The sequence below is a fragment of the Naasia sp. SYSU D00057 genome (assembly GCF_017916505.1).
Classification (GTDB): Bacteria; Actinomycetota; Actinomycetes; order Actinomycetales; family Microbacteriaceae; genus Naasia.
In genome coordinates this window covers 974929-999739 of sequence record NZ_JAFMSZ010000001.1, presented here as the reverse complement: position 1 = coordinate 999739, position 24811 = coordinate 974929, and the positions used below count along the sequence as shown (strand labels likewise).

Annotated in this window: 23 protein-coding genes; 12 read left to right on the top strand and 11 right to left on the bottom strand. The window is 72.9% G+C overall.

What is annotated here, in order from left to right:
* Positions 1-65: 65 nt before the first annotated feature.
* Positions 66-953, bottom strand: a complete 888-nt coding sequence (locus J3P36_RS04695; protein WP_210506069.1) for a hypothetical protein — start codon at positions 951-953, stop codon at positions 66-68.
* Between the two features lie 211 nt (positions 954-1164).
* A complete protein-coding gene (locus J3P36_RS04690) occupies positions 1165-3717 on the bottom strand; it encodes an ATP-dependent Clp protease ATP-binding subunit (protein ID WP_210506068.1) in 2553 nt (850 codons plus the stop codon).
* A gap of 153 nt (positions 3718-3870) precedes the next feature.
* Here J3P36_RS04690 and J3P36_RS04685 point away from each other — a divergent pair, with 153 nt between their 5' ends.
* Genes J3P36_RS04685 through J3P36_RS04675 form a run of 3 tightly spaced genes read left to right on the top strand, consistent with a single transcriptional unit; the run spans position 3871 to position 6088 of the window.
* Positions 3871-4791, top strand: a complete 921-nt coding sequence (locus J3P36_RS04685) for a DnaJ domain-containing protein (protein WP_210506067.1) — start codon at positions 3871-3873, stop codon at positions 4789-4791.
* A 56-nt stretch (positions 4792-4847) separates the two neighbouring features.
* Positions 4848-5231, top strand: a complete 384-nt coding sequence (locus J3P36_RS04680; protein WP_210506066.1) for a hypothetical protein — start codon at positions 4848-4850, stop codon at positions 5229-5231.
* A gap of 20 nt (positions 5232-5251) precedes the next feature.
* On the top strand, positions 5252-6088 hold the full coding sequence (locus J3P36_RS04675; protein WP_210506065.1) for an EI24 domain-containing protein: 837 nt from the start codon (positions 5252-5254) through the stop codon (positions 6086-6088).
* On the opposite strand, the gene J3P36_RS04670 is transcribed toward J3P36_RS04675, so the two are convergent.
* From J3P36_RS04670 to J3P36_RS04660, 3 genes are read right to left on the bottom strand one after another with little or no spacing between them, the layout of a single operon-like run.
* The gene (locus J3P36_RS04670; protein WP_210506064.1) at positions 6026-6532 is read right to left on the bottom strand and encodes a 2'-5' RNA ligase family protein; all 507 of its coding nucleotides are present in this window, start codon (positions 6530-6532) and stop codon (positions 6026-6028) included. The genes J3P36_RS04675 and J3P36_RS04670 overlap by 63 nt on opposite strands.
* Positions 6532-7686: an acyl-CoA dehydrogenase family protein gene (locus J3P36_RS04665; protein WP_210506063.1), complete on the bottom strand. Its 1155-nt coding sequence runs from the start codon at positions 7684-7686 to the stop codon at positions 6532-6534. Before J3P36_RS04665 ends, J3P36_RS04670 begins: the two co-directional genes overlap by 1 nt.
* Positions 7687-7745: 59 nt before the next feature.
* Positions 7746-8579: a UbiA family prenyltransferase gene (locus tag J3P36_RS04660; protein ID WP_210506062.1), complete on the bottom strand. Its 834-nt coding sequence runs from the start codon at positions 8577-8579 to the stop codon at positions 7746-7748.
* A gap of 63 nt (positions 8580-8642) precedes the next feature.
* Between J3P36_RS04660 and J3P36_RS04655 the strand changes: the two genes are divergently transcribed.
* Complete coding sequence (locus J3P36_RS04655) at positions 8643-9827, top strand: glycoside hydrolase family 3 N-terminal domain-containing protein (RefSeq protein WP_210506061.1); 1185 nt, start codon at positions 8643-8645, stop codon at positions 9825-9827.
* Positions 9828-9855: 28 nt separating this feature from the next.
* Here the strand turns inward: J3P36_RS04655 and J3P36_RS04650 are convergent, their stop codons facing one another.
* From J3P36_RS04650 to J3P36_RS04640, 3 genes are all read right to left on the bottom strand, one after another.
* The gene (locus J3P36_RS04650; protein WP_210506060.1) at positions 9856-10893 is read right to left on the bottom strand and encodes an FUSC family protein; all 1038 of its coding nucleotides are present in this window, start codon (positions 10891-10893) and stop codon (positions 9856-9858) included.
* A gap of 150 nt (positions 10894-11043) precedes the next feature.
* On the bottom strand, positions 11044-12132 hold the full coding sequence (locus J3P36_RS04645; RefSeq protein ID WP_210506059.1) for a winged helix DNA-binding domain-containing protein: 1089 nt from the start codon (positions 12130-12132) through the stop codon (positions 11044-11046).
* 122 nt (positions 12133-12254) lie between these two features.
* The gene (locus J3P36_RS04640) at positions 12255-12467 is read right to left on the bottom strand and encodes a hypothetical protein (RefSeq protein WP_210506058.1); all 213 of its coding nucleotides are present in this window, start codon (positions 12465-12467) and stop codon (positions 12255-12257) included.
* Positions 12468-12674: 207 nt separating this feature from the next.
* On the opposite strand from J3P36_RS04640, the gene J3P36_RS04635 reads away from it, so the two are divergent.
* Positions 12675-14075 (top strand): glucose-6-phosphate dehydrogenase, encoded by a 1401-nt coding sequence (locus J3P36_RS04635; RefSeq protein ID WP_307806949.1) that lies wholly within the window; start codon positions 12675-12677, stop codon positions 14073-14075.
* 13 nt (positions 14076-14088) lie between these two features.
* Here the strand turns inward: J3P36_RS04635 and J3P36_RS04630 are convergent, their stop codons facing one another.
* Positions 14089-15141 carry an App1 family protein gene (locus J3P36_RS04630; RefSeq protein ID WP_210506056.1) on the bottom strand — a complete coding sequence of 351 codons (1053 nt, stop codon included), beginning with the start codon at positions 15139-15141 and terminating at the stop codon, positions 14089-14091.
* Positions 15142-15244: 103 nt separating this feature from the next.
* Here J3P36_RS04630 and J3P36_RS04625 point away from each other — a divergent pair, with 103 nt between their 5' ends.
* The 5 genes from J3P36_RS04625 to J3P36_RS04605 all read left to right on the top strand — a co-directional run bounded on the left by J3P36_RS04625 (position 15245) and on the right by J3P36_RS04605 (position 19333).
* Positions 15245-15898: a TetR/AcrR family transcriptional regulator gene (locus tag J3P36_RS04625; protein ID WP_210506055.1), complete on the top strand. Its 654-nt coding sequence runs from the start codon at positions 15245-15247 to the stop codon at positions 15896-15898.
* Between the two features lie 222 nt (positions 15899-16120).
* Complete coding sequence (locus J3P36_RS04620; RefSeq protein WP_210506054.1) at positions 16121-16951, top strand: ABC transporter ATP-binding protein; 831 nt, start codon at positions 16121-16123, stop codon at positions 16949-16951.
* Positions 16948-17622 (top strand): ABC transporter permease, encoded by a 675-nt coding sequence (locus J3P36_RS04615; protein WP_210506053.1) that lies wholly within the window; start codon positions 16948-16950, stop codon positions 17620-17622. Before J3P36_RS04620 ends, J3P36_RS04615 begins: the two co-directional genes overlap by 4 nt.
* Positions 17619-18356, top strand: a complete 738-nt coding sequence (locus J3P36_RS04610; protein WP_210506052.1) for an ABC transporter permease — start codon at positions 17619-17621, stop codon at positions 18354-18356. The genes J3P36_RS04615 and J3P36_RS04610 overlap by 4 nt, the downstream gene beginning before the upstream one ends.
* Before the next feature lie 38 nt (positions 18357-18394).
* Positions 18395-19333: an ABC transporter substrate-binding protein gene (locus tag J3P36_RS04605; protein WP_210506051.1), complete on the top strand. Its 939-nt coding sequence runs from the start codon at positions 18395-18397 to the stop codon at positions 19331-19333.
* A gap of 65 nt (positions 19334-19398) precedes the next feature.
* On the opposite strand, the gene J3P36_RS04600 is transcribed toward J3P36_RS04605, so the two are convergent.
* On the bottom strand, positions 19399-20097 hold the full coding sequence (locus J3P36_RS04600; RefSeq protein WP_210506050.1) for a DedA family protein: 699 nt from the start codon (positions 20095-20097) through the stop codon (positions 19399-19401).
* Positions 20098-20176: 79 nt separating this feature from the next.
* Positions 20177-20980: an aminotransferase class IV gene (locus tag J3P36_RS04595; RefSeq protein WP_210506049.1), complete on the bottom strand. Its 804-nt coding sequence runs from the start codon at positions 20978-20980 to the stop codon at positions 20177-20179.
* An 11-nt stretch (positions 20981-20991) separates the two neighbouring features.
* Here J3P36_RS04595 and J3P36_RS04590 point away from each other — a divergent pair, with 11 nt between their 5' ends.
* Positions 20992-22212: an anthranilate synthase component I family protein gene (locus J3P36_RS04590; RefSeq protein WP_210506048.1), complete on the top strand. Its 1221-nt coding sequence runs from the start codon at positions 20992-20994 to the stop codon at positions 22210-22212.
* 48 nt (positions 22213-22260) lie between these two features.
* A complete protein-coding gene (leuS, locus tag J3P36_RS04585) occupies positions 22261-24807 on the top strand; it encodes a leucine--tRNA ligase (RefSeq protein WP_210506047.1) in 2547 nt (848 codons plus the stop codon).
* Positions 24808-24811: the final 4 nt, after the last annotated feature.

Sequence of the window (24811 nt, the reverse complement as noted above, 5' to 3'; positions counted from 1 at the left end):
TCTCGCACAGTATTGGCAAGCGCGCAGTCTCCTACCGGCGCCGCGACAGCGCGGCCGAGTCGGGTTCAGGTCTGGTAGACGGCGGTGGTGTCGACCGTCATCTCCGGAACGGCGCCGCTGAGGAGGCTCTGCAGAGCGATCCGGTCGTCCGCGCGGGGCCGGTAGACGCTCCGCTCGTCGGCGCCGCGAGCATCCGCGACGATCGTCACGCGGAACAGCACGCCGAACGCGTACCGCTTGCCCTTCTCGACCAGGAAGTTGACGCCGAGCGTCCCACTCGGCAGCGACACCGGCACCGTGTACGGCAGGCCCGCCTGCTGACCGTAGTGGGTCTGCGCGATCACCGGGGAATTCGCGAACGGCGCGAGCAGCTCCCACGTGCCGGTGACCGGATTGATCTCCCAGCCCCGCAGCAGCACGGTCGCGAAGAAGTCGAACCGGCTGTAGCGGGCGGCGGTGAGGAAGTCGAAGCGGCGCACGGCCATCGCGGCCACCTCGGCACTGAAGCGCACCTGAGCCAGCTTCGCAGTGGGGAGGTACTCGATCGCGAGACCCGTGTACGCCCGATGGGTGCCCGTCAGCTCCGTCGGACTGATCGACGCGGTCATCGTGCCGGCTCCGTTGTCGGCGTAGCAGCCGGTGGGCGCCGGGCTCGTCGAGCGGGTCCAGTCGTGCTGGTACACGTTCTCGTGCGGCGGCGGCAGGATCCAGTACCGCCGGTGGTCGACCTGCCCGGGCACGTAGAGCCGCTGCGGCCAGGCGAGGCTGAAGACGCCGGCGCGGAGGGCGTCGGCCCAGCGGTAGGTGTGGTGCGAGAGGAGTCGCTGCCCCTCCTCGTCGGGCTGCATCGTCTCGGGGTCGAAGCGCTGGCGCTCCATCAGGTCGGCGAGCTCGCGGGCATCGAACGGCTCGTCGATGTCGATGCGGTCGAACGGCGGGTCGTGCGCGTCCATCCGTGCCTCCTCGGTCGGGATGGGCGGAAGGTACTCGCCGGGCCGCGGCGGCTCCAGGGGCGTCGGTCCGCTCGGCGCGGGGGATACGCCCTCGGCGCGGGTGTCGTCCGATGCGCGCGGAGGACGTTTCTGCTGCGGGGAGGGCGCCGGCGGGTGGGAACGACGCAGGGGGCCGCCCCGAAGGGCGACCCCCTGCGCAGTGCGGGCCGGGCTACGCGGCGAGCGGCAGCGCGTCCGCCGTCGTCGTGGCGGTCAAGCGCCCGTCCGAGACGGACAGCCGCACGGTGTCGCCGGCGGAGAGGCCGGAGCCGACCAGCAGGTCGGCGACCCGGTCCTCGACCTCGCGCTGGATGAGCCGGCGCAGCGGGCGCGCGCCGTACTCGGGCTCGTAGCCGTGCTCGGCCAGCCAGTCCACGGCCGCCTCCTCGATGTCGAGCCGGATGTCCTGCGCCTCCAGCCGCGCCGCGGTCGCGCCGAGGAGCAGGCGGACGATCTGCCGCAGCTGCGCGCGGTCGAGCTTGCGGAACAGCACGATCTCGTCGATCCGGTTGAGGAACTCCGGGCGCATGCTCTCGCGCAGCCTGCCCATCACCCGGTCGCGCAGCGCCTTCTCGGAGCCGAACCCGGTGCCCGCCTCGTCGGCGGCCACGAAGCCGAGCGCTCCGCCGCGGCTCGCGAGGAACTCGGAGCCGAGGTTCGACGTCATGATGACGATCGTGTTCCGGAAGTCGACCGTGCGGCCCTGACCGTCGGTGAGCCGGCCGTCGTCAAGCACCTGCAGGAGCAGGTTGAACACGTCCGGGTGCGCCTTCTCGATCTCGTCGAGCAGGATCACCGAATACGGCTGGCGCCGCACGCGCTCGGTGAGCTGGCCCGCCTCGTCGTAGCCGACGTACCCGGGAGGGGCGCCGACCAGACGGCTGACGGTGTGCCGCTCGCCGTACTCGCTCATGTCGAACCGGAGGACCGCCTTCTCGTCGCCGAACAGCGAGGCCGCGAGGGTCTTCGCGAGCTCCGTCTTGCCGACGCCGGTGGGGCCGAGGAACAGGAAGCTCGCGGTGGGACGCCGCGGGTCGCCCATGCCGGTGCGGCTGCGCCGGACGGCGCGGGCGATCGCGCTGACCGCCTCGTCCTGGCCGACGACGCGCTCGTGCAGCTCGGTCTCGAGCTTCGCGAGCCGGCTCCGGTCGCCCTCGGTGAGGCGAGCGGCCGGGATGCCCGTGAGGCGTGCGACGATCTCGGCGATGTCCGCCGAGGCGATGGTGCTCTCCTCGGCGGACGGCACGGACTCGTCCGGCGCGCCCGCGATCCGGCGGCGCACGGCCTCGATCTCGTCGCGCAGGCGCGACGCCTCCTCGTACTGCTCCTCCGCGACCGCGCGGCTCTTCGCCGCCTCGAGCTCGGCCTCCTGCGCCTGCAGCGCCGCCACGTCGGTGGGCTCGCCGAGGGTGAGCCGCCGGCGGGCGCCCGCCTGGTCGAGCAGGTCGATCGCCTTGTCCGGCAGGAAGCGGTCCTGGATGTACCGGGACGACAGCTCAACGGCCGCGCGGACCGCGTCGTCGCTGTAGGCGACGCGGTGGTGCTCCTCGTAGCGGCCCTTCAGCCCTGCGAGGATCCGGACGGCGTCCTCCGCGCTCGGCTCCGGCACGACGACCGGCTGGAAGCGCCGCTCGAGGGCGGCGTCCTTCTCGATGCGGCGGTACTCGGCGAGCGTCGTCGCGCCGATCAGGTGCAGCTCGCCGCGCGCGAGACGCGGCTTCAGCATGTTGCCCGCGTCCATCGCGCCCTCGGCGCCTCCCGCGCCGACGACGGTGTGCAGCTCGTCCACGAAGACGATGAGCTCGTCCTTGTGCTCGGCGATCTCGGCGATGACCTTGGTGAGGCGCTCCTCGAACTCGCCGCGGAAGCGGGTGCCCGCGAGCATGCCGGCGAGGTCGAGGGCGACGACGCGCTTGCCGCGCAACAGGTCCGGCACCTCGCCGTCCGCGATGCGCTGGGCGAGTCCCTCGACGATGGCGGTCTTGCCGACGCCGGGCTCGCCGATCAGCACGGGGTTGTTCTTGGTGCGGCGCAGCAGGATCTCGACGGTCTGGGCGATCTCGTCCGTGCGCCCGATCACCGGGTCCAGCTCGCCGTTGCGCGCCCGGCCGGTGAGGTCGGTGCCGTACTCGTCGAGGGTCGGGGTGGTGGACGCCTCGCTCTGCCCGCTGCGGGCCTCGGTGCGCGACGCGGACGCGTCCCCGCCGGTGGCCGCGGCCTGCAGGGTCTGCGGGGTGACTCCCGCCGCGGCGAGCAGCTGGCCGGGCACCGCGTCGCTGTTCAGCGCGAGGGCGAAGAAGACGTGCTCGGGGTCGACGAACGTCGAGCCGGAGGCGCGCGCCACCTGCGCGGCGACGAACAGGGCGCGCTGCGCGGAGGGCAGCAGGCCCGGCGCGAGGTCGGCGAGCTGCTCGGACGACTCGGGGAGCCGCTCCTCGATCGACTCGACGAGCCGGTCGGGGTCCGCCCCGGCGCGCTCGACGATGCCGGAGACCGGCGATGAGGTCAGCAGGACGTGCAGCAGGTGCAGCGCGTCCACGCCGGGGTGGCCGTGCCGGACCGCGAACTCGGCGGAGCGCTGCAGGAGGTCCTGCGTGCGGCGGCTGAGCAGGCGGCTGATGTCGACCGGGCGTCCGGTCGATCCGGCACGCTGGCCGGAGAGGAGCCGAGCGAGGAACTCGTCGAACGAGCCGTCGCCGGACTGGGGGCCGAGGAATCCCGGCATGGAACCTCCTGGATCAGAAAACTTGAGTACAGACGACTCAACCCAGGGATGGTCTTCAACATTCCCGCACCCGTCGTGCGGCCGGCGGACAGCGAGCGCCCGGTAGGGTGGCGCTTCGGACGGTCGCTTCCGCGCGGCCGCGGGAAGTGCAGGATGTCGGAGAGCCCGGTCTCGGAGTCGCCCTACGAAGTGCTGGGCGTGCCGCCCTCCGCCACGGACGACGAGCTGCGCCGCGCGTACCGGCGGCTGCTGCGTGAGACCCATCCGGACACCGGCGGCGAGTCGGCGCGCTTCATCGCCGTCCAGCAGGCCTGGGCGCTGATCGGCACCCCGGAGGCGCGCGCCGAGTACGACCGAGGACGCGGGCCGTCGACCGGCTCGGACCGGACCTTCTCCTGGGGGCCGCCGAAACCGCAGACCACCCCGTCCGGGCGGCCCGCCGCACGCTCCTACGGCCATCCCGGCGGCTGGCGTCGTGAGCTGTATCTGCGCCTCCTCCAGGAGTGGATGGGCCGGGGCGTCGAGATCGACGATCCCTACGATCCCGCGCTCGTTCGCCGGGCACCCCGGGAGATCCGCCGCATCCTCGCCGACGCGCTCGCCGAGGAGGCCACCGCGCGCCTCGTGAGCGACCTCGGGATGGGCTACACGGTCTGGCACGACGTCGACACGGGAGTGCCGGCGGACAAACTCGACCACGTGGTGCTCGGTCCGACCGGCCTCTTCGCGCTGCTGTCCGAGGACTTCGGCGCGGTCGTGCAGGTGCGCCGCGGCGAGGTGACCGGCGTCTCGGTCGAGGGGGACCGCCCGCTGCACGCGCTTGCGGCGCGGGCGAAGACGCTCGCACGCGCCGGGCGGGTGAAGTTCAGCGGCCTCCTGCTCGTCGTCCCCGACGCGCAGCTCGACGAGCCGTACCTTCTCGCCGGGTCCTCCCGGGGGGCGGCCGTCGCCGTCGTGCGGCGGTCCGTGCTGCCGGCGCTGCTCCGCGAGGGGATGCCCGGCGCGCGCACCGTGGGCGGCACCGAGCTCTTCGATCTCCGCACCCGGCTGCAGCACGTCATCCGGTTCGTCTGACGGGCGACGGTCGCAAGCCCTGGTGAGGGAGGCTCCTGCTGTGCTGTCGTGAAGTCATGACCAAACCGATCTCTCCCGAGCTGCACGGAATCCTCGATTACGGCCTCACCGCGGCGAACACCGTCGTGCCGGGCATGCTCGGCATGAGCGCCCGGGCCCGCACCCTCTTCCGCACCGTCGCGGTCATCCAGGGCGGCCTCAACGCCGTCACCGACCAGCCCTACGCCGCGCAGAAGATCGTGCCGTTCCCGCTGCACGGCATGATCGACAAGGCGAGCGCACCGCTCTACCTGCTCGCGCCGTTCCTGGCCGGGGTGTTCCGGGAGCGCAGGGCGCGCAACTGGTGGCTCCTCGTCGGCGTGACCCTCGTCACCGTCTACAACCTGACGGACTGGAGCGAGCGGAAGCCGGGGAAGAGGAAGCGCGGCAAGCGCCGCTGACCCGCGATAGCGTCGGCGGGATGGAGCTTCCGCGTACCGCACACCGGCAGCGCGGCCTGCCCGCCTTCGCGGGAGGCGTCGGAACGCTGTTCCGCGGCTTCCGGCTCTGGGGCTCGTCACCGGGCCTGATGGCGCTCGGCGCGCTGCCCGCGCTCGTCGTCGGCGTCGTCGTGCTCACCGCCATCGTGCTGCTCGCCGTCAACCTCGACGGGCTCGCCGCGTGGATCACGCCCTTCGCGGACCGCTGGGACGAGGTGTGGCGCACGGCGGTGCGGTTCGCCGCGGCGCTCGCGCTGCTCATCCTCGCGATCCTGCTCGCGGTGTCGACGTTCACGGCGCTCACCCTCGCCGTCGGCGACCCCTTCTACGAGCGCATCTGGCTCGCGGTCGAGCAGCGGCTGGGCGGGTTCCGGCAGGCCGACACCCTCGGCTTCTGGGGCTCGGTGCGCCGGGGAGTCGCGAGCGGCCTCAAGCTGGTGACGCTCTCCGCCCTGCTCGGCCTCGGCGTGTTCCTGCTCGGCCTCATCCCGATCGCCGGGGGAGTGCTGGCGTTCTGCGTCGGCGCGCTCGGCGGCGGCTGGCTGGTCGCCGCCGAGCTCCTCGGCCGCCCTTTCGACGGCCGGGAGGTGCCGCCCGCCGTGCAGCGGCGGCTGCGCCGGCAGAACCGCGCCCGCGTGCTCGGCTTCGGGGTCGCGGTCTACCTGATGTTCCTTCTCCCGTTCGTCGCGGTGCTCGCGACGCCGGCAGCGGTCGCGGGAGCCACCGTGCTCGCCCGCCGGCTGCTGGGGGAGGACTCAGACCAGGCGGAGGTCGGTGATCGTCTTGGTCGCCGACTCCCACATCCGAGCGCCGACTGACATCCCCTCGATCGCGCGCTTCGGCTCGATGATCGTGAGCGCCGTGGCGAGCTCCGCGGGGGTGAGCCGGCGCGCCAGCGTGACGTGCGGGGTCCACGCGCCGGGACGCGTGAGGCGGTCGATGCCGGGCGCGTCGCCGACCTCCTCGTGGAGGATGCGGTGCAGCTCGAGCAGCGGAAGACTCGGCCGGACGAGCCGCGCGACCAGGAAGCCCCGCCGCGCCGACCCGAAGATGACCGGGCTCGCGACCGTGACCGGCAGCGGCAGCCCGAGGACGCGGGGCGGGTCCAGCCGCTCGTCCGAGTAGAGCAGGGTGATGTGCGGCCGGTTGGAGGCGCCCGTGTGCCTCGCCTGACTGGGCAGTCCCGCATCCGCCAGCGCGAGCCACTCGGCCTTCAGCGCCTGCTCCGACTCCTCGTCGAGGAGCAGCTCGATGCTCGGCATCAGGGCACGGGGCCGAGCAGCGCGGTCGCGACCGTGCTGTGGGCGGACTCGTCGTCGGACGGGTGGAACATGCCGGCGAGCACGTCGCGGTAGAGGCGGGAGAGCTCGGCCGAGTTCGAATAGGAGGAGCCGCCGGAGACGCGGATCGCCTTGTCGACGACGTCGCGGGCGGTCTCGGTGGCGCGGACCTTGACCCCGACCAGCTTGCGGAACCACTGTGAGCCGTGGTCGACGAGCTCGTCGACGTCGCGGGCGATGGCGTCGATCTGCGGCGCGAGGGCGTCCTGCGCGAGGGCGGCGTCGGCGATCCGCCGGCGGAGGTCCGGGTCGTGGGCGAGCGGGGCACCGCCGTTCTTCATCGAGGTTCGGCGGTTCACGGCCTCGACCGCGAGCTCGAGGGCCCGCTGCCCGATCCCCGTGTAGACGGAGGCGAGCAGGATCTCGAAGCCTGCGAAGATCCCGAAGATCAGCGGGTCCGGGTTGGGCCCCGGGTCCAGCCGCCGGAACACCCGGTCGGCGGGCGCGTACGCGCCCTCGAGCACGGTCGTGCTGCTCTGCGTCGCCCGCATGCCGAGCGTGTCCCAGTCGTCGAGGATGCGGAACCCGCCGCCGTCGCGCGGGATGAACGCGTGCACGAGTTTGGGGGCATCCGCCGACGTGGTGTCGAGGCCGAACAGCCCGAGCCGCGTCCAGGCGGGGCCGAGGGAGGTGAACACCTTGGTGCCGGTGAACCGGTAGCCGCCGTCCGGCTGGGGTTCCGCCTCGGTCCGCGACCCGAAGAGGACGAGGTCGTTGCCGGCCTCGCTGATGCCGAAGCCGAACACCTCGCCGGCCGCGGCCTCCTCGAGCAGGAAGTCGAGGAAGTCGAGTCCGCGGTCGTGCACGACCTTGGCGACGCCCGTCCAGACGAGGTGCATGTTGACCGCGAGCGCGGTGGCCGGGGCCGCCGCCGCCAGCCGCTGCTGCTCGCGGGCGATCTCGCGGAGCGTGAGGCCCGAGCCGCCGAACGACTCCGGGACGAGGGCCCGCAGGTAGCCGGCCTCGGTGAGCTCGGCGAGGTCCTCGGTGAAGAACGCGTTGGCGCGGTCGTAGCCGGGAGCGCGGGCGTGGATCCTGGCGAGCAGCTCCGCGTCGAGCAGCGATCGGTCCGTCATCGGCGTCCTCTCCGCCGCGCCGCGGCGGCCCGTTCCACGTTACCCCTCGGCGGGATCGCTCAGGCGGCGACCCTGCCGCCGGAGGCCGCGAGCATCGCGACGAGCACGAGCGCGGCGACCAGGACGAGCACGAACAGGGCGCGCGAGATCCGCCGGCGTACGACGAGGACGACGCCGACCGCCGCCAGCAGGAGCACCGGGCCGAGCCCGATCGCGCCCGGCAGGCCGCCGCTGCCCGCCGCGACGACCGCCGCGCCGAGCGCGAGCGCGCCGAAGGCGGTGATGCCGGCGTCGCGGAGTCCGAGGCGGTGGGGGAGCCCGCGGACGCCCGTGCGGGAGTCGTCCTCGAGGTCGGGCAGCACGTTGGTGAAGTGGGCGGCGACGCCGAGCAGGGCGCCCGCGAGGAGGGCCCACCAGGCGGCGAAGCGCGGCTCCGGCGCGGCCAGGGTCACGACGGCGGGCAGCAGGCCGAAGCTCACCACGTAGGGCACGACGGAGAGCGCCGTCGATTTGAGCCCGGCGTTGTACGCCCAGGCCGAGAGCACGAACACGAGGTGCGCCGCGCCTGCGGCGGGCCCGAGCACGAAGGCGAGGAGCACCGAGAGCGCGAGGGCCACGAACGCCGCGGTGCGCACGGTGGCCGGCTCGATGTCGCCGCGGGCGACCGGCTTGTCGCGGCGCCCGCTGACGCGGTCGCGCTCGGCGTCGATCCAGTCGTTCGCCCACCCGATCGACAGCTGATTCGCCGCGAACGCCAGCGTGACGACGGCGACCCGCCACGGCTCCAGGCCGACCGCGATCGCGAGCGTCAGCGCGACCGCCGTCACGGCTGCACCGGGCACGGGGTGCGAGGAGAGCAGGAGCACGGCGACGAGGGAGGGCCGGCGGCTCACCCCGCCACACTATCGGCGCACCGGACTGAGAAGCCTTCCGGAGGGGCGACGTAGGGTTGTCCGGTGCGATCGCGAGCCGCCTCCGTCCTGCTCGGCGCGCTCGCCGCGGTCACGCTGCTCGGCGGCTGCGCCCCGGCGTCCGCCCCGGCCCCCGCGCCCACGAGCGCGAGCGCGACGCCCACCCCGACCCCGACCCCCACACCCTCGGCGCCTGCCACCCCCGCCGAAGAGGCGGCCGACCGGCTCTCCCGGATGAGCGAGCGGGAGAAGCTCGCGGCGATGCTGATGCTCCACTACCCGGGCACCGACCAAGCAGCGCTCGCCGACTTCATGCGCACCACCGGGGCGGGCGGCTTCATCGTGATGGGCGACAACGTCGCCGCGACCGCCGCGGACACCGCCGCCGTCACCGGCGCCCTCACCCTCGACCCGCAGCTTCCGCCGATCGTCGGCATCGACCAGGAGGGCGGGGTGGTGTCCCGGCTCGACGAGGACGTGTTCCCGTCCGCCTCCGCCCTGCGGCGGCAGGCGCCGGAGGCGACGCGCGACGCGTTCGCCCAGCGTGCGGCGCTCGTCGAGGCGGCCGGGGTCGACATCAACTTCGGCATCGTCGCGGACGAGACGGCCGACCCGTCGTCGTTCATCGCCGACCGCATCCTCGGCACGACCCCCGAGGACGCCGCGGCGCGCGTCGAGCAGGCGGTCGCGGGGGAGCGCGGCAAGGTGCTCAGCACACTCAAGCACTTCCCGGGCCACGGACTCACCGACGCCGACTCGCACGTCTCGCTGCCCTCGAGCGGCATCGGCTGGGAGGACTGGAACGCCGGCCCGGCGGTCCCGTTCGCGCGCGGCATCGCGGCGGGCGCCGAGGCGGTCATGTTCGGGCACCTCGTGCTCACCAGTGTCGACGGGGAGCCCGCGAGCCTCTCGACGCGGTGGCACGACATCCTCCGGAACGACCTCGGCTTCCGCGGCCTCGCCGTCACCGACGACATGCTGATGCTCCAGCACTCCGGTGTCGCGGGCTACACCGACCCCCTCGCGAACGCCATCAAGGCGATCAACGCCGGCAACGATCTCCTCGTCTATGTGCTGGCCGCGGACCCGGCGGTCTCGGGCGTCGACCCCTACGAGCTGCTCGACGGGCTCGAGGCCGCGGTGGCCGACGGTCGCATCGACGGGGCCCGCGTCGACGCGGCGGTGCAGCGCCTCCTCGAGACGCGGATCGCCCTCCGCGACGCGGGCTAGCGGTGGCCGGCTAGCGGCGGCGGCCCGGCTAGGAGCGCCCCTCGCCGCGGATCTCCTCCCGCACCCGCCGCAGATCCTCCATCAGCGCGCCGATCACGATCCAGTGCCCGGGCGGCGGCGCCGCGATGACGAGCGGCCGCGTGAGCGCGGGCGGCTCCTCGGGGCCGGCGTCGTCCGTCTCGGTTCCCGCCTCGACGAGCAGGCGCAGGTCGTGCGCGGCGCGGCGCAGCTCCTCCGCGATGCCGGCCGAGGCGGGCACCTCCGAGAGGGAGGCGTCCCAGTGGTCGCGGACGGCGCGCGCCATGCCGATCACCTGGGTGACGAGCGGCTCCATCCGGTCGAGGAGTGCGACGTCGCGCTCCAGCTGGTCGCGGTAGCGAGTGCGGCGGGGGTTGAGGGTGAGGCTCTCGCGGCCGCTGCGGATCGCGTCCGACGCCGCCTGGCGGAGCTCCCGCAGGGCGCGCGCCGACTCGAGGGCGGCGTCCAGCTCGGCGCGGTCGTCCGGCTCGGTCAGCACGGCGGCGAGACGCTCCAGCTCCTCGGCGATGCGGCGGCCCAGTCGCAGCACCGCGAGGCGGGCCGGGGCGAGGGCGAGGGGCGGAACGATGAGGACGTTGACGAGCAGCCCGACGAGCGCCCCGATGATCGTCTCCACCACGCGCGCGGCCGCGTACTCCGGGGTCGCGGCGCCGATCGAGAGCACCAGCATCGCGCTGATCGGGATCTGCACCGACGAGCCGGGCGTCAGCCGCAGGGCCCAGGCGACGAAGAGCGACAGGACGATCGCGACGAGCACCAGCCAGCTCTGCTCGCCGAACAGCAGCGCGGCGCCGAGCGCGACCAGCACGCCGACGAGCACGCCGAGGCTGCGCTCGATCGCCTTCCCGAACGACTGGTTGACGCTCGGCTGCACGACGAGCAGCGCCGCCACCGACGCGAACACCGGCACCTGCTCGGGGAACACGGCGAGGGCGAGGAACCAGGAGGCGACGGCGGCCACCGCCGTCTTCGCGACCTGCAGCAGCGGCACCCGCGTGCTCGCCTGCACGATGTCGGCCAAGCGCACGAGGTCCAGGGTATTGCGCGGCGCGACGGCGAGTGCCCGGGTTGCGGAGGGGCCAGCACCGGCGCGTTCACCGAGTGCACCCGCAAACACCGAGCGCACCCTGGGCACGGGGTGCACTGGGTGTTTCAGGGCGCGCTCGGCGGGGAGGGGTCAGCGCGTCGCCGCGAAGCGGAGGTGCGACTCCGCCGCCGCCTCGAGCGCATCGGTCCACCGCGGCGCGATCCCGGTGAACGGGTCGAGTTCGACGCGCGGCGGGCGGGACCGCTCCACTCGCCACAGGCCCTCGACCCGGCCGCCGATCGACACGATGGGGCGGAAGAGGCCGTTCGACCCCGGCGTGACCCGGTTCGTGAACTCCGGATCGAGGGACGCGACCCGATTCGTGTACCCCAGCAGCAGCTCGTCGAAGGGAGGCAGCAGGCGCACGGCCTCCCGCGCCGCGGCGACCGCGACAGGGTCGCCGGCGGCGGAGGCGGGGTCGAACCACATCGGGCCCGTCTCCGTCGGCACCTCCTCGAGCTGTGCGGCCGCCTCCCCGAGTGCCCGCGTCGCCTCCGTCTTCGTCAAGCCGAGCCACCAGGCGAGGTCGAGCGCCGTCGCCGGGCCGTGGCCGCGCACGTAGCGGAGCGTCGCCTCCCGCAGCGCGTCCTCCCGCTCCGGCGCCACGCCCGGAGCCCACTCGTCGAGCAGGACGACGCCCTGCTGCTTCCCGAGCATCGGCCCCAGGCAGGTGACGCCCGTCTGCGACAGCCAGCCGAGGAGGTGCGCAGCACGCTGGCCCGTCGTGTCGAGCCCCCGCTCGGCGATCGCGGCCATGAGGTCGGTGCGCGTTGAAGCGACGCCGCCGGCCAGCAGCTCGACCACGAGCTCCCGTCCGCGGGAGAGGTCCGCCTCCTCGAGACCCAGCTGAGTCCGCCGCCCTCGGGCCGCCGCGATGGCCCGCGTGGACGTGATCGCCAGCAGCATCCGCAGGTCGGCGGGCGTCGTGAGGTGCAGCGTCCCCCGCATCGGCCAGGAGCGGACCACGGCGCCGGTGCCGAGGGCCGCCTCGAGGTCGGCGCGCATCTCCCCGGCCCGGTCGCGGACGGCCACCGCCCACAGCCCGCCCGCGAAGTCCTGAGCCTGCAGGGCGAGCATCGCCCGCACGGTCTCGACCGGCGCGCGTGAGGGACCGTCGAGGAGCGACTGGGCGGCCGCCCGCATCGCGGCCACCTCAGCGAGGGGGAGCGGCGCGGCCATGGCCGCAGTCTAGGAACAGCCGCCGACGCTCCGGAAAGACAGAACCGCCGGCATGCTGGGGATACATGCCGGCGGTGTCCTGGATCGATCGGGTGGGTAGGCCGATCAGACCGAGTTCGGGGTCACTCGGCCGGTGTCTCCGGGAGGTCCAGCGTCGGCAGCTGAATGCCGGCGAGGTCCGAGGTGGAGACGGTCTGCGCCGACTCGGCCGGGGAAGCCGAGGCGGCGACGGTGGCGACGCCGGCCGCGGACAGCGCGAAGAGCGCGACCGCGAGCGTGAGGACCGTGCGGGGGAAGCGCAGGGAGCTCGGCATCGTCGGGGTTTCCTTACTCATGGGGGCGAGTCTTTTCCTGCCACTTGTCCTCACTATGGAGGACTCGGCGACAGGTACGACGGTATGCCGGGTGCAAGGGCCTCCGCTCTCCCCACTAGGGGGTACACCGCTCTGTCTGTCCGCATGTACCCCGGTCTGTCCTCCTCGGCGTCCTCACCGGGCGGTACCAGCAGGCTCGCCGGAGGCTCGCGGAGTACGCTCCGACAGGTGACGGACTCCACCACCCTCGTCCTCTTCGGCGCCTCCGGCGATCTCGCGAAGCGACTCCTCCTGCCCGGCCTCGGCAGCCTCCTCGCCTCCGGCGAGCAGAGGGACTCGGCGCTCACCGATGGACTCGTGCTCCTCGGCTCGGGACGGCACGACCGCGAGGTCGACGAGTGGCGCGACCAGGTCCGCGAGGCCCTGCGCGACGGCGGAGCCGGCGACGACGACGTCGAGCGGATCGCCTCGGCGGCGAACTGGATCACCGCCGACCCCACCGAGGCGGACGACCTGCGCCGCATCCTCGACGAGGTCCAGGGACGCCCGATCCTCTACTTCGCGCTCCCGCCCGCCGTCGTCGAGAGCGCGGTGGACGCGCTCCGCGAGGTCGAGCTGCCCGAGGACACCACCCTCGCCCTGGAGAAGCCGTTCGGCTCGGACGGCGATGGAGCGGCCGCCCTCAACCGCAAGCTCGCCCGCCTCGTGCCGGAGGAGCGCATCCATCGGATCGACCACTTCCTGGGCCAGCCGACCGTGCTCAACCTGCTCGGGCTGCGATTCGCGAACCGGCTGCTGGAGCCGGTGTGGAACCGGGAGCAGATCGAGCGCGTCGAGATCGTCTACGACGAGGAGCTCGGCCTCGAAGGCCGCGCCGACTACTACGACGGGGCGGGTGCGCTCGTCGACATGCTGCAGTCGCACCTGCTCCAGGTGCTCGCGGTCGTCGCGATGGAGCCGCCGGCCGCGATCGACGCGATCGGCTTCCGCACCGCGGTCGCCCAGGTGCTCGAGGCCACGGAGCTGTGGAGCGACGGCCCCGTTCTTCCCGGCACCGACGGTGCCAGCCGCCGCGCCCGCTACACGGCGGGCACCGTGGGCGGGAAGGACCTCCCGTCGTACGCGGAGGAAGAGGGCGTCGACCCGGAGCGCGGGACCGAGACCCTGGCCGAGGTGGCGGTGGCCGTTCAGAACCGGCGGTGGGCGGGCGTTCCGTTCGTCCTCCGGTCGGGCAAGGCCATCGGCGACCCCCGGCGCCAGATCGAGGTGCGGTTCCGCCCCGTGCCGTTCGTGCCGCGCGGACTGCGCGGTGCGGCCACGCCCAACCGCGTGACGATCGGCATCCAGCCCGAGACACTGAGCATCGAGCTGACGATGAACGGCGAGGATGCTCCGTTCCGCCTCGACCACGGAGCAGTGAGCGCGGAGCTGCCCTCGGGCAGCGTCACCGAGTACGGGGAGGTGCTGCGCGGCATCCTCGGCGCCGACCCGACCCTCTTCGTGCGCGGCGATGTGGCGGAGCGGTGCTGGCGGATCGTGGAGCCCGTCCTCGACGCCTGGCGCGACGGGAGGGTGCCGCTCGACGAGTACCCCGCCGGCTCGACCGGACCGGAGTCCTGGCGGGGCTGAGGCGCGCCGGCGGCTAGAGCAGGCCGATGCGCTTCAGCTGGGTGGCGAGGCCCGCGCCGTCCGGGGCGTAGAGCCAGGGCACCGTCGTCTTCTCCGCGTAGCCCTCGGCCTTGGTCCGGCCGCCGGCGAGCACCGCCTCGCCGGGGGAGAGCTGGCGGATGGCGACCGCCGCGACCCGCTCGGGGTGTGCGAGCGCGAACTCGCCGTAGATCTCCTCGTCGTGCTGGCCGTCGTCGCCGATCAGTAGCCACTTCACGTCCGGGAACTCGCCCGCGAGCCGGGCGAGCGAGTCGACCTTGTGCTGCCGTCCGCTGCGGAAGAGCCGGTCGTGGGTGGGGCCCCAGTCGGTGAGCAGCAGGGGCCCCGCCGGGTACAGGTTGCGGGACAGGAACCGGGTGAGGGTCGGCGCGACGTTCCAGGCGCCGGTCGACACGTAGACGACGGGAGCGCCGGGATGGGTGCGTGCCAGGCGGTCGTAGAGCACCGCCATGCCGGGCGTCGGGTTGCGAGCGTGCTCGTCGAGCACGAACGTGTTCCAGCCCGCGAGGAAGGGGCGGGGGAGGAACGTCACCATCACGGTGTCGTCGATGTCGGAGATGATGCCGAACCCGGATGCGGGGTCGTGCACGTACACAGGGGCCTCGACGGGCACCGAGGTGTCCCGGCCCTTCTCGCGGGGGTGCAGCAGCACGGTGTGCCAGCCGGGCGCGAGGGATGCCGGAACCCGCGCGTCGACGACGCCGCCGCGGTCGGCCTTCACCACGTGCTCCTCGTCGCCGATCTGGACGACCACGTCGATGTCGTTCACCGCGACGCTCGTGAAGCTGCGCCAGCCGCGCACGCTCGGGCGCTTGGACGCCGTCTCGCGCGTCAGCAGGACGCGGCCGAGGACACGCACCCAGCCGGGCGAGCCGTAGCCGGTGTACGGGATGACCGTGGGGCGCTTGCCTCGACGCCGGGAGTACTGCTCCCGGAACTCCTGGATCGCGTCCTCGATCCGGGCGGCGCGACCCAGCACGAGTCCCACTCCGGCCGCTGAGCTGCGCTGCTTCCGCACTGAGGGCATCGCCTCAGCCTAGCCGCGAGGGGGAAAACGAGCGCGAGCGCAACCGTCTGCGGCGTATTCCGCGCCCGGACTACAGTTCCTGTCACAGCGGAATGGAGGAGGAATGACCATCGACGAGCTTCTCGGGTCGGATGTCCTCCTCCGGAACGAGCCCGTCCAGGCGAGGAGCGCCGCGCGACTGTCCTCCCTTCTCGACGCGGCCGCCGAGGTCGTCGAGGAGGTCGGCTACGAGCGCCTGACCACCGCGATGGTCGCCGAGCGGGCCGGCGCCTCGATCGGAACCGTCTACCGCTACTTCCCGGACCGGATCGCCGTGCTCGAGGGACTCAGCGCGCGGGCGTTCCGCCGCTTCCTCGACCGCATCACCGAGCACTACCGGGAGAGCCGCCTCGAGACGATGGAGGAGCGCGTGTCCGCGGCGATCGACGTCTACGTCGACCTGTATCGGACGGAGCGCGGCTTCCGCGTCGTGCGGTTCGGCGACGTCGTCGACGAGCGCCTCATCGGCGGCCGGCGGCCCAACAACGCCGTCCTGGCCGAGCGGCTCGCCGGCCTCGCCGAGGAGCGCGGCGCCCGGCACGACCCCGAGGTCCTCGTCTTCCGGCTGCAGGTCGTCATCGCGCTCACCGAGTCGCTCATCCACCGCGCCTTCGTGGCGAATCCGCGCGGCGACGACGCGTTCGTGGCCGAGGCGAAGGAGGTCGCCGTGGACTACATCCGGCGCCACTTCGGCGACGGCGGCGCCGCCGAGGGCTGACCCGAACCGCAGGTAAGAGCGCCGGCCCTCCGGCCCCGTCATGGCGCGCGGCCGCCGACCGGCTCCCCGTGCGGCGGCCGGCTCGCTGCTTCCCGGGAATACGAACGCGTCCCCGCGGAATTGGAACCGGCAATCCGCTCGTGCGGACGGCGGCGAACTGTGCTTGTGTCGTCGCGGGAACGGCACCGCCGCCGACCGGCGAACCCGAAGGGACGAGGGCCCATGTCGATCGAGTTCCGCGGAGTGCGCAAGCAGTTCCCCGACGGCACGGTGGCCGTCGAGGAGTTCAGCCTCAGCATCCCCTCGCGCACCACGACGGTGCTGCTCGGCTCGTCCGGCTCCGGGAAGACGACGCTGCTGCGCATGGTCAACCGGATGGTCGACCCGTCGAGCGGCAGCGTCCTCATCGACGACGAGGACATCGCGCGTGTCGACCCGGTCGCCCTGCGCCGCCGCATCGGCTACGTCATGCAGAACTCGGGGCTGCTGCCGCACCGGCGCGTGGTCGACAACATCGCCACCGTCCCGCGCCTCAACGGCGTCGCGAAGGACGAGGCGCGCGAGCGGGCGCTCGCGCTGATGGACACGGTCGGCCTCGACCGCTCGCTCGCCGGGCGCTACCCGCGCCAGCTCTCCGGCGGACAGCAGCAGCGCGTGGGCGTCGCCCGTGCGCTCGCCGCCGAGCCGAACATCCTGCTGATGGACGAGCCGTTCGGCGCCGTCGACCCCATCGTCCGCACCGAGCTGCAGCAGGAGCTCATCCGCCTCCGCACCCAGCTCGAGAAGACGGTCGTCTTCGTCACGCACGACGTCGAGGAGGCGTTCCTGCTCGGCCAGCAGGTCGTCCTGCTCGAGCGCGGCGGCCGCATCGCCCAGGTCGGGACGCCGGCCGAGATCCTCGCCAACCCGGCCAGCGACTTCGTGGCCGAGTTCGTCGGCGCGGACCGCGGACGCCGCTCCCTGCGCATCGAGGTGGTCCACGGCCGCCAAGTCGTCGTCGACGCCGACGGACGGCCCGCCGGGGTGCTCGCCGCGGGAGGACCCGCGAGGTGAACTGGGTCGCGGAGAACACCGGGCTGATCCTCGGGCTGACGCTGCAGCACCTGCGGCTCGCCGTGCTGCCGATCGTGCTCGGGTTCGTCGTCGCCCTGCCGCTCGGCTACCTCGCCTACCGCTACCGGGTGACGCGGGGCGTGCTGCTCACGGTCGCCGGCCTGCTCTACACGATCCCGTCGCTGGCCCTGTTCGTGGTGCTGCCGACGATCACCGGCCTGTCCATGCTCAGCGAGGCGAACGTCGTCATCGCCCTCACCATCTATGCCGTCGCGATCATGGCCCGCTCCATCGCCGACGCCCTCGACTCCGTCGACCCCGACGTGCGTCAGGCCGCGACCGCGCTCGGCTACTCCGGCTGGCGGCGCTTCTGGGCGGTCGAGTTCCCGCTCGCCGGGCCGGTCATGCTCGCGGGGCTCCGCGTCGTCGCGGTCAGCACGATCGCGCTCGTCACCGTGGGCATCCTCGTCGGCGTGCAGAGCCTCGGCTACCTGTTCACCAACGGCTTCCAGCGGCGCATCCTCGAGGAGGTGCTGACCGGCGTCGTCATGACGATGGCAATCGCGCTGCTCGTCGACCTGCTGCTCGCCCTCGCCGGCCGTGCCCTGATGCCGTGGACGCGCGCGTCCGGGACCGCCCCTCGACCAGTGCTGGCGGAGGCCGCCGGATGAACCTCATCCTCGACGCCCTCGCGTGGATCTTCAGCCCCGACCAGTACGGACCGGGCGGAGTGCCCACGCTGATCGGCCAGCACCTCTTCTTCACCGGCCTGGCCTTCGGAATCGCCTCCGCGATCGCGGTGCCGCTCGGCTACCTCATCGGGCACACGGGCAGGGGACGGGAGGTCGCGGTCGCCCTGTCCGGGGCCGCCCGGGCGCTGCCGTCCTTCGGTCTCATCCTGCTGCTCGTCCTCCTCATCGGCGTGCTGCAGATCGTCCCGGCCGTGACGGTCGCCCTCGTCGTGCTCGCGATCCCGTCGATCCTCGCGGGCGCCTACGCGGGGCTCGAGGCGATCGACCGGCGCACCATCGACGCGGCGCGCGCGGTCGGCATGACGGAGTGGCAGATCCTCACCAAGGTCGAGATCCCGCTCGGCCTGCCGCTGCTGCTGTCCGGCATGCGTGCGGGCGTCCTGCAGATCGTGGCCACCGCCACCCTCGCCGCATACGTGGGACTCGGCGGGCTCGGCCTGCCGATCCTGCAGGGCATCCAGCTGCGCAACTACTCGCAGACGCTCGGCGGCGCGATCCTCGTCGTCGTGCTCGCACTGCTGCTCGACGCCGTCTTCGGCGTGCTCGAGCAGGTGGCCGTGCCACGCGGGGTGCGCGAGGGCCGCGGAGCGACGGAGGCTCGGGCGGCATCGCGGCCGGCCCGGGCGCAGGCGCTGTCGGGCGCCGCTGATTGACTTCCCGGACATCGGGGACATCAAGAGAAGGAATGCAGATGAACGCAGCAAGGAACAAGGGCCGGCTCGCCCTCACGGCAGCCGTGGTCGGGGCGGCATTGGCCCTGTCAGGGTGCGCGTCGGGCGACCCGCTCGACAGCGGATCCTCGGGCGGGACCGGCGGCGGCAGCGGCGGCAGCGGCGGCAGCGAGACCATAGTCGTCGGATCCCAGGCGTACTACTCGAACGAGATCATCGCCGAGATCTACGCGCAGGCCCTCGGGAACGCGGGCCTGGAGGTGGAGCGCCGGTTCCAGATCGGCCAGCGCGACGCCTACATCCCGGCCCTCGAGGACGGCGAGGTGCAGGTGTTCCCCGAGTACACGGGCAACCTGCTCCAGTTCTACGACCCCGAGACGACCGCGACCCTGCCGGACGACGTCTACGCGGCCCTGCAGGACGCCCTGCCCGACGGCCTGACGGTGCTCGACCAGTCGCCCGCGAGCGACCAGGACTCCTACACGGTGACGAAGGCGTTCGCGGACCAGTACTCGCTGACGACCATCGCCGACCTCGCGAACGTCGACGTCCCGCTCACCCTCGGCGGCCCGCCCGAGCTCGAGGAGCGCCCCTACGGTCCGACCGGCCTGCAGGAGAAGTACGGCATCGAGGTCGCCTTCACGGCCACCGGTGACACCACCGTCGACGCCCTCGTCGCCGGCACCGTCAACGTCGCCAACGTCTTCACGGCGGACCCGCGCATCCAGTCCGAGGACCTCGTGACGCTGGAGGACCCGGAGGGCCTCCTGCTCGCCTCGAACGTGGTCCCGCTCGTCAACGCGGACATCGCCGACGAGGTCGCCGACATCCTCAACCCCGTCAGCGCGGCCCTCACCCCGGAGGCCCTCGTGGCTCTCAACGTGCGGAGCGTCGACGAGAAGCAGTCCTCCGAGGTGATCGCCACCGAGTGGCTCTCCCAGAACGGCTTCATCGACTGAGCCGAACCGCTCCGTCGCGGTGCCCGGTCCCGATCGGGGCCGGGCACCGCCCGCGTGTTGCGGTGTCAGCTGGTGTAGCCCTCGGAGGTGATGGGGCGGCGCTCCTCGGGCTCCGCGCTCTCCTCGAGCGACTCCATGTGGCGGCGCTGCGTGCGGTGCAGCACCGTCTTCACCACGAAGGCGAGCACCAGGAAAAGGACGATGCCGCCCACGAAGAGGTAGCCGGCGTAGTGCAGCCGGTCGCCGATGTTGCGGTAGCTGCCCGCGGCCAGGCTGCCGACCGTGACGTACATGAAGGCCCAGATCGTGCAGGCGGGGGTCGTCCAGGCCATGAAGCGGCGGTACCGCATCGGGCTCATCCCGACGGTGAGCGGGATGAGCGCGTGCAGCACGGGCAGGAACCTGCTGATGAAGACGGCGAGGCCGCCCCGCCGCTCCAGGTACAGCTCGGCGGATCGCCAGTGCCGGCCGCCGATCCGCTGGCCCAGCCTGCTCGCGCGGAGGCGCGGGCCGAACAGGCGGCCCAGCGCGAAGCCGAGGCTCTCGCCGGCGAGCGCACCCAGGATCACGGTGACGACGAGCGCCCAGTAGCCGAACGGGCTGTCCACGGCCGTGCTGGAGACGATGACGATGGTGTCGCCCGGAACCAGCAGGCCGACGAGGATCGACGTCTCGAGGAAGATGGCGAGGCCTGTCAGCGCCGTCCGCAGCACCGGATCGACGCTGGTGACGGTGTGGAGGATCGTGTCCAGCACCTCGTTCACGCATCGAACACTAGGGGAACCCGCTGGAGCGTGGGCCGTCAATCCTCTGTGCGTAACGGCCGTGCAACGCCGCTTGCGGTCAGGGCCGCAGCGTCGGCAGCGGACGCGCCAGGGCCGCGAGGCGGGACCGCCACTCGTCGAGCCGTGCGCCCGGCGCCGTGACGGCGGGACCGCCCGCCCAGCGCTCGATGCCGCGGATGCCGTGCAGGGCGTTCAGCACCCACACCTCGCAGGCGTCCAGCTCGTCGGGTCGCCTGCGCTCCCGCCGCACCGCGACCCCGGCCTCGACGGCCATCGCGATCACGCACGCCTCCGTGACTCCCGCGACCCGGTGCAGGTCGTCCGCCGGTACGCAGAGCACGCCGTCCCGCCACCAGGCGAGCGAACTCGTCGTGCCCTCGGCGACGGCCCCGTCGACGAGGAGCACAACCTCGTCCGCGCCGCGCTCGCGGCCGGCCTCGCGCAGCCGGAGCAGCGCCTCGAGGTCAGGGCCCTTCACGGACGGCACTCGGCGCGGGTCCGGGCCGTCCCAGGTCAGGGCCGTCACGAGCCGCCCCAGCGGGGGAGCGGGCCGCACCGCGAGCCCGTACTCGGGACCGGCCGGCGTCTGCACGAGCTCGATGCGCGGAAACCAGGCGCCTTGCCGCGGCAGGGCGGCGACGGCGGACGACCAGAACCCGGTCGCGTCCGCGAGGGGCACCGGCCCGTCCGCCACGCGCGCGACCTCCGCGCTGGCGATCGAGCGGAGGAACCGGTCCCGGTGGACGTCGAGCGCCACCACCGTGCCGGCGTCGAGGAGGAACGAGTCCGCCACGAGCAGCGGTGCGCCGGCGGACGCGGGGACGAGGCGGCCCTCCCTCCAGCGCAGGACCTCCGCAGCCATAGGCTCACCCTATGCGGACGACCGGCCGGCTCCTCGGCGCCTGGGCCGACCCGGCCGACGTGTTCGAGCGGCTGGCGCCCTCGGGGAACGCCGCGCTGCTCGAGTCGACGGACGGCAGCGGCGAGAGCCTCATCGGCCTCGGGTCCGGGATCCGCCGCGCCATCCCCGACGTGCCGCCGAGCGGCGACGGCGACGCCGGGTCCTTCGAGCTGGGCTGGATGGGGTGGATCTCCTACGAGGGCGAAGCGCGCTTCCTGGAGATCGACCGGGCGCTCGCGTTCGATCCGAATCGACGGGAGGTGCGCCTCCTCGGCGACGGCGAGAGCTGGGAGGCGGACGCCCGCGCCGCAGTCGACGACGCCGCGACGGACGGGCCGCTTCCGCGTCCGCCCGTCGGAGGCGCGGGGACCGTCTCCTGGCGACACGACGACGCCCGCTACCTCGGGATGATCGCCGCCTGCCAGGACGCGATCGCACGCGGCGACGCCTACGTCCTCTGCCTCACCAACACCGCGACCGTCGAGGGCCCGGTGGACGGCTGGGCCGCCTACCGCCGGCTGCGCCGCACGAGCCCGACGCATCACGCCGGCTACCTCCGGCTCGACGGAACCGAGCTGGTGAGCGCCTCGCCCGAGCGCTTCCTCGAGGTCACGCCCGGGGGGACGGTGCGCAGCCGTCCGATCAAGGGCACCCGCCCGCGCGGCGGCGACGCCGGGCAGGATGCGGCGCTCGCCGCCGAGCTCGGGGCCAGCGAGAAGGAGCGGGCCGAGAACCTCATGATCGTCGACCTCGTCCGCAACGATCTCAGCCGCGTCGCCCGCGTCGGCTCGGTGCGCGTCCCGGCCCTGTTCGCGGTCGAGAGCTACCCGGCCGTGCACCAGCTGGTCAGCGTGGTGGAGGCGGACCTCGCGCCCGGCCGGACTGCGGCGGACGCCGTCCGGGCGCTGTTCCCGGCCGGCTCGATGACGGGCGCGCCGAAGCGGAGCGCCATCGATCTCCTCGCCGCGCTCGAGCGGGGACCGCGCGGCGTCTACTCCGGCGCCTTCGGCTGGATCTCCCGCACGGGCGCCGCGGACCTCGCGATGGCGATCCGCTGCATCCTCGTCGAGGGCGGGACCGCGACCGTCGGGGCGGGCGGCGGCATCACGGCCCTGTCCGATCCGGCGGACGAGCTGGCCGAGGTGGCGCTGAAGGCCGCCCCTCTGCTCTCCGCTCTCCGAGAAGGTCGCTAACCTAGACGGTTGGCCCCGGTCGGCGGCCGTGACACGAAGAGAGCGCAGTTGGTTACGACCCCCTCAAGCACGGAACTGCCCACGTTCGAGCGTCTCCAGGAGAAGTGGCTCGCCGTCTGGGACGAGCTGCGTCCCTTCTCCACCTCGGACCCCGAGGACAAGCGCCCGCGCAAGTACGTGCTCGACATGTTCCCGTACCCGTCCGGCGACCTGCACATGGGTCACGCGGAGGCGTACGCCCTCGGCGACGTCATCGCCCGCTACTGGCGGCAGCAGGGCTTCAACGTGCTGCACCCGATCGGCTGGGACTCGTTCGGCCTCCCCGCCGAGAACGCCGCCATCAAGCGCGGCGCGAACCCGGTGACCTGGACCTACGACAACATCGCCCAGCAGCGCGACTCGATGCGCCGCTACGCCGCGTCGTTCGACTGGGACCGCGTGCTGCACACCAGCGACCCCAACTACTACAAGTGGAACCAGTGGCTGTTCCTCAAGATGTACGAGCGGGGCCTCGCGTACCGCAAGGACAGCTGGGTCAACTGGGACCCGGTGGACCAGACGGTCCTCGCCAACGAGCAGGTCCTGCCGGACGGCACCTCCGAGCGCTCCGGCGCCATCGTGGTGAAGAAGAAGCTCACCCAGTGGTACTTCCGGATCACCGCGTACGCGGACCGGCTGCTCGACGACCTCAACCAGCTCGAGGGCAAGTGGCCGTCCAAGGTCCTCTCGATGCAGCGCAACTGGATCGGCCGCTCCACCGGCGCGGACGTCGACTTCGCCGTCGAGGGCCGCGACGAGAAGATCACCGTCTACACGACCCGTCCGGACACGCTGTACGGCGCGACCTTCATGGTCGTCGCGCCCGACGCGGACCTCGCTGCGGAGCTCGTCGCCGACGCCGAGCCGGACGTGAAGGCCGCGTTCGAGGAGTACCTCGTCCAGACGCAGCGCACCACCGAGATCGAGCGGCTCGCCGCCGACCGCGAGAAGACCGGCGTCTTCACCGGGCGGTACGCGATCAACCCGCTGAACGGGGAGCGCCTGCCGATCTGGGCCGCCGACTACGTCCTGAGCGACTACGGTCAGGGCGCCATCATGGCGGTCCCCGCCCACGACCAGCGCGACCTCGACTTCGCCCGGAAGTACGACCTTCCCGTGCGGGTCGTGGTCGACACCACGCAGCCGGTGACCGGCGCCATCCGCGTCGTCCCGGAGGACGGGTCCCTGCCCGAGCTCGCGGACCTCGACCCCGCGTCGACCGGCACCGCCCTCCCGGGCGACGGCCGCCTCGTCAACTCGGGCCCGTTCGACGGGCTCAGCAAGGGCGCGGCGATCTCCCGCGTCATCGCGCACCTCGAGCAGAACGGCCTCGGCCGGCCGGCGAAGAACTACCGGCTGCGCGACTGGCTGATCTCCCGCCAGCGGTACTGGGGCACGCCGATCCCGATCGTCTACGACGAGGACGGCAACGAGATCCCCGTGCCCGAGGAGCAGCTGCCCGTCACGCTGCCGCCCACCGAGGGGCTCGACCTCAAGCCGAAGGGCGTGTCCCCGCTCGCCGCCGCGACCGAATGGGCGACCACGACGACGCCGGACGGCCGCCCCGCCCGCCGCGACTCGGACACGATGGACACGTTCGTCGACAGCTCCTGGTACTTCCTGCGGTTCCTGTCGCCGAACGACGACACGCAGGCGTTCGACCAGGCGGAGGCCGAGAAGTGGGCGCCCGTCGACCAGTACGTCGGCGGCGTCACGCACGCGATCCTGCACCTCCTCTACGCGCGGTTCATCACGAAGGTCCTCTTCGACATGGGCTACGTGAGCTTCACCGAGCCGTTCAGCGCCCTGCTGAACCAGGGCATGGTGCAGATGGACGGCGCCGCGATGAGCAAGTCGAAGGGCAACCTCGTCCGCCTGTCCGAGCAGCTCGACCAGTACGGCGTCGACGCGATCCGGCTCACCATGGCCTTCGCCGGCCCGCCGGAGGACGACATCGACTGGAAGGACGTGTCGCCGGCCGGGTCGCTCAAGTTCCTCAGCCGGGCTCTGCGCCTCGCCCAGGACGTGACCAGCTCGCCGGACGTGATCTGGAAGCAGGGCGACGACTCGCTGCGCCGTGTCACGCACCGGTTCCTCGCCGACGCCCCCGGACTCGTCGAGGCCTTCAAGTTCAACGTGGTCGTCGCCCGCATCATGGAGCTCGTCAACGCGGTCCGCAAAGCGATCGACTCCGGCCCCGGCGCCGCGGACCCGGCGGTCCGCGAGGCCACCGAGACGGTCGCCCTCGCCCTCAGCCTCTTCTCGCCGTACACCGCCGAGGAGATGTGGGAGCGGCTCGGCTACCCGCCCTCGGTCGCGCTGCACGGCTGGCGGAAGGCGGACCCGGCGCTCCTCGTCGAGGAGTCGGTGACCGCGATCCTGCAGGTCGACGGCAAGGTGCGCGGGCGCATCGACGTGTCGCCCAAGATCGCCCCGGAGGAGCTCGAGCAGCTCGCGCGAACCGACGCGGGAGTGGCGCGGGCGATCGGCGACCGGGAGGTCGCGAACGTCATCGTCCGCGCGCCGCGCCTCGTCAACATCGCCACCAAGCGCTGACGAC

What these genes read in the sequence shown, in the direction of transcription:
- J3P36_RS04645 (WP_210506059.1), bottom strand. Translation starts at nt 12,132, where the DNA reads ATGGCCGCGCCGCTCCCCCTCGCTGAGGTGGCCGCGATGCGGGCGGCC.
- J3P36_RS04690 (WP_210506068.1), bottom strand. Translation starts at nt 3,717, where the DNA reads ATGCCGGGATTCCTCGGCCCCCAGTCCGGCGACGGCTCGTTCGACGAG.
- J3P36_RS04590 (WP_210506048.1), top strand. Translation starts at nt 20,992, where the DNA reads ATGCGGACGACCGGCCGGCTCCTCGGCGCCTGGGCCGACCCGGCCGAC.
- J3P36_RS04630 (WP_210506056.1), bottom strand. Translation starts at nt 15,141, where the DNA reads ATGCCCTCAGTGCGGAAGCAGCGCAGCTCAGCGGCCGGAGTGGGACTC.
- J3P36_RS04695 (WP_210506069.1), bottom strand. Translation starts at nt 953, where the DNA reads ATGGACGCGCACGACCCGCCGTTCGACCGCATCGACATCGACGAGCCG.
- J3P36_RS04595 (WP_210506049.1), bottom strand. Translation starts at nt 20,980, where the DNA reads ATGGCTGCGGAGGTCCTGCGCTGGAGGGAGGGCCGCCTCGTCCCCGCG.
- J3P36_RS04605 (WP_210506051.1), top strand. Translation starts at nt 18,395, where the DNA reads ATGAACGCAGCAAGGAACAAGGGCCGGCTCGCCCTCACGGCAGCCGTG.
- J3P36_RS04620 (WP_210506054.1), top strand. Translation starts at nt 16,121, where the DNA reads ATGTCGATCGAGTTCCGCGGAGTGCGCAAGCAGTTCCCCGACGGCACG.
- J3P36_RS04625 (WP_210506055.1), top strand. Translation starts at nt 15,245, where the DNA reads ATGACCATCGACGAGCTTCTCGGGTCGGATGTCCTCCTCCGGAACGAG.
- J3P36_RS04640 (WP_210506058.1), bottom strand. Translation starts at nt 12,467, where the DNA reads ATGAGTAAGGAAACCCCGACGATGCCGAGCTCCCTGCGCTTCCCCCGC.
- J3P36_RS04670 (WP_210506064.1), bottom strand. Translation starts at nt 6,532, where the DNA reads ATGCCGAGCATCGAGCTGCTCCTCGACGAGGAGTCGGAGCAGGCGCTG.
- J3P36_RS04665 (WP_210506063.1), bottom strand. Translation starts at nt 7,686, where the DNA reads ATGACGGACCGATCGCTGCTCGACGCGGAGCTGCTCGCCAGGATCCAC.
- J3P36_RS04685 (WP_210506067.1), top strand. Translation starts at nt 3,871, where the DNA reads ATGTCGGAGAGCCCGGTCTCGGAGTCGCCCTACGAAGTGCTGGGCGTG.
- J3P36_RS04680 (WP_210506066.1), top strand. Translation starts at nt 4,848, where the DNA reads ATGACCAAACCGATCTCTCCCGAGCTGCACGGAATCCTCGATTACGGC.
- J3P36_RS04675 (WP_210506065.1), top strand. Translation starts at nt 5,252, where the DNA reads ATGGAGCTTCCGCGTACCGCACACCGGCAGCGCGGCCTGCCCGCCTTC.
- J3P36_RS04610 (WP_210506052.1), top strand. Translation starts at nt 17,619, where the DNA reads ATGAACCTCATCCTCGACGCCCTCGCGTGGATCTTCAGCCCCGACCAG.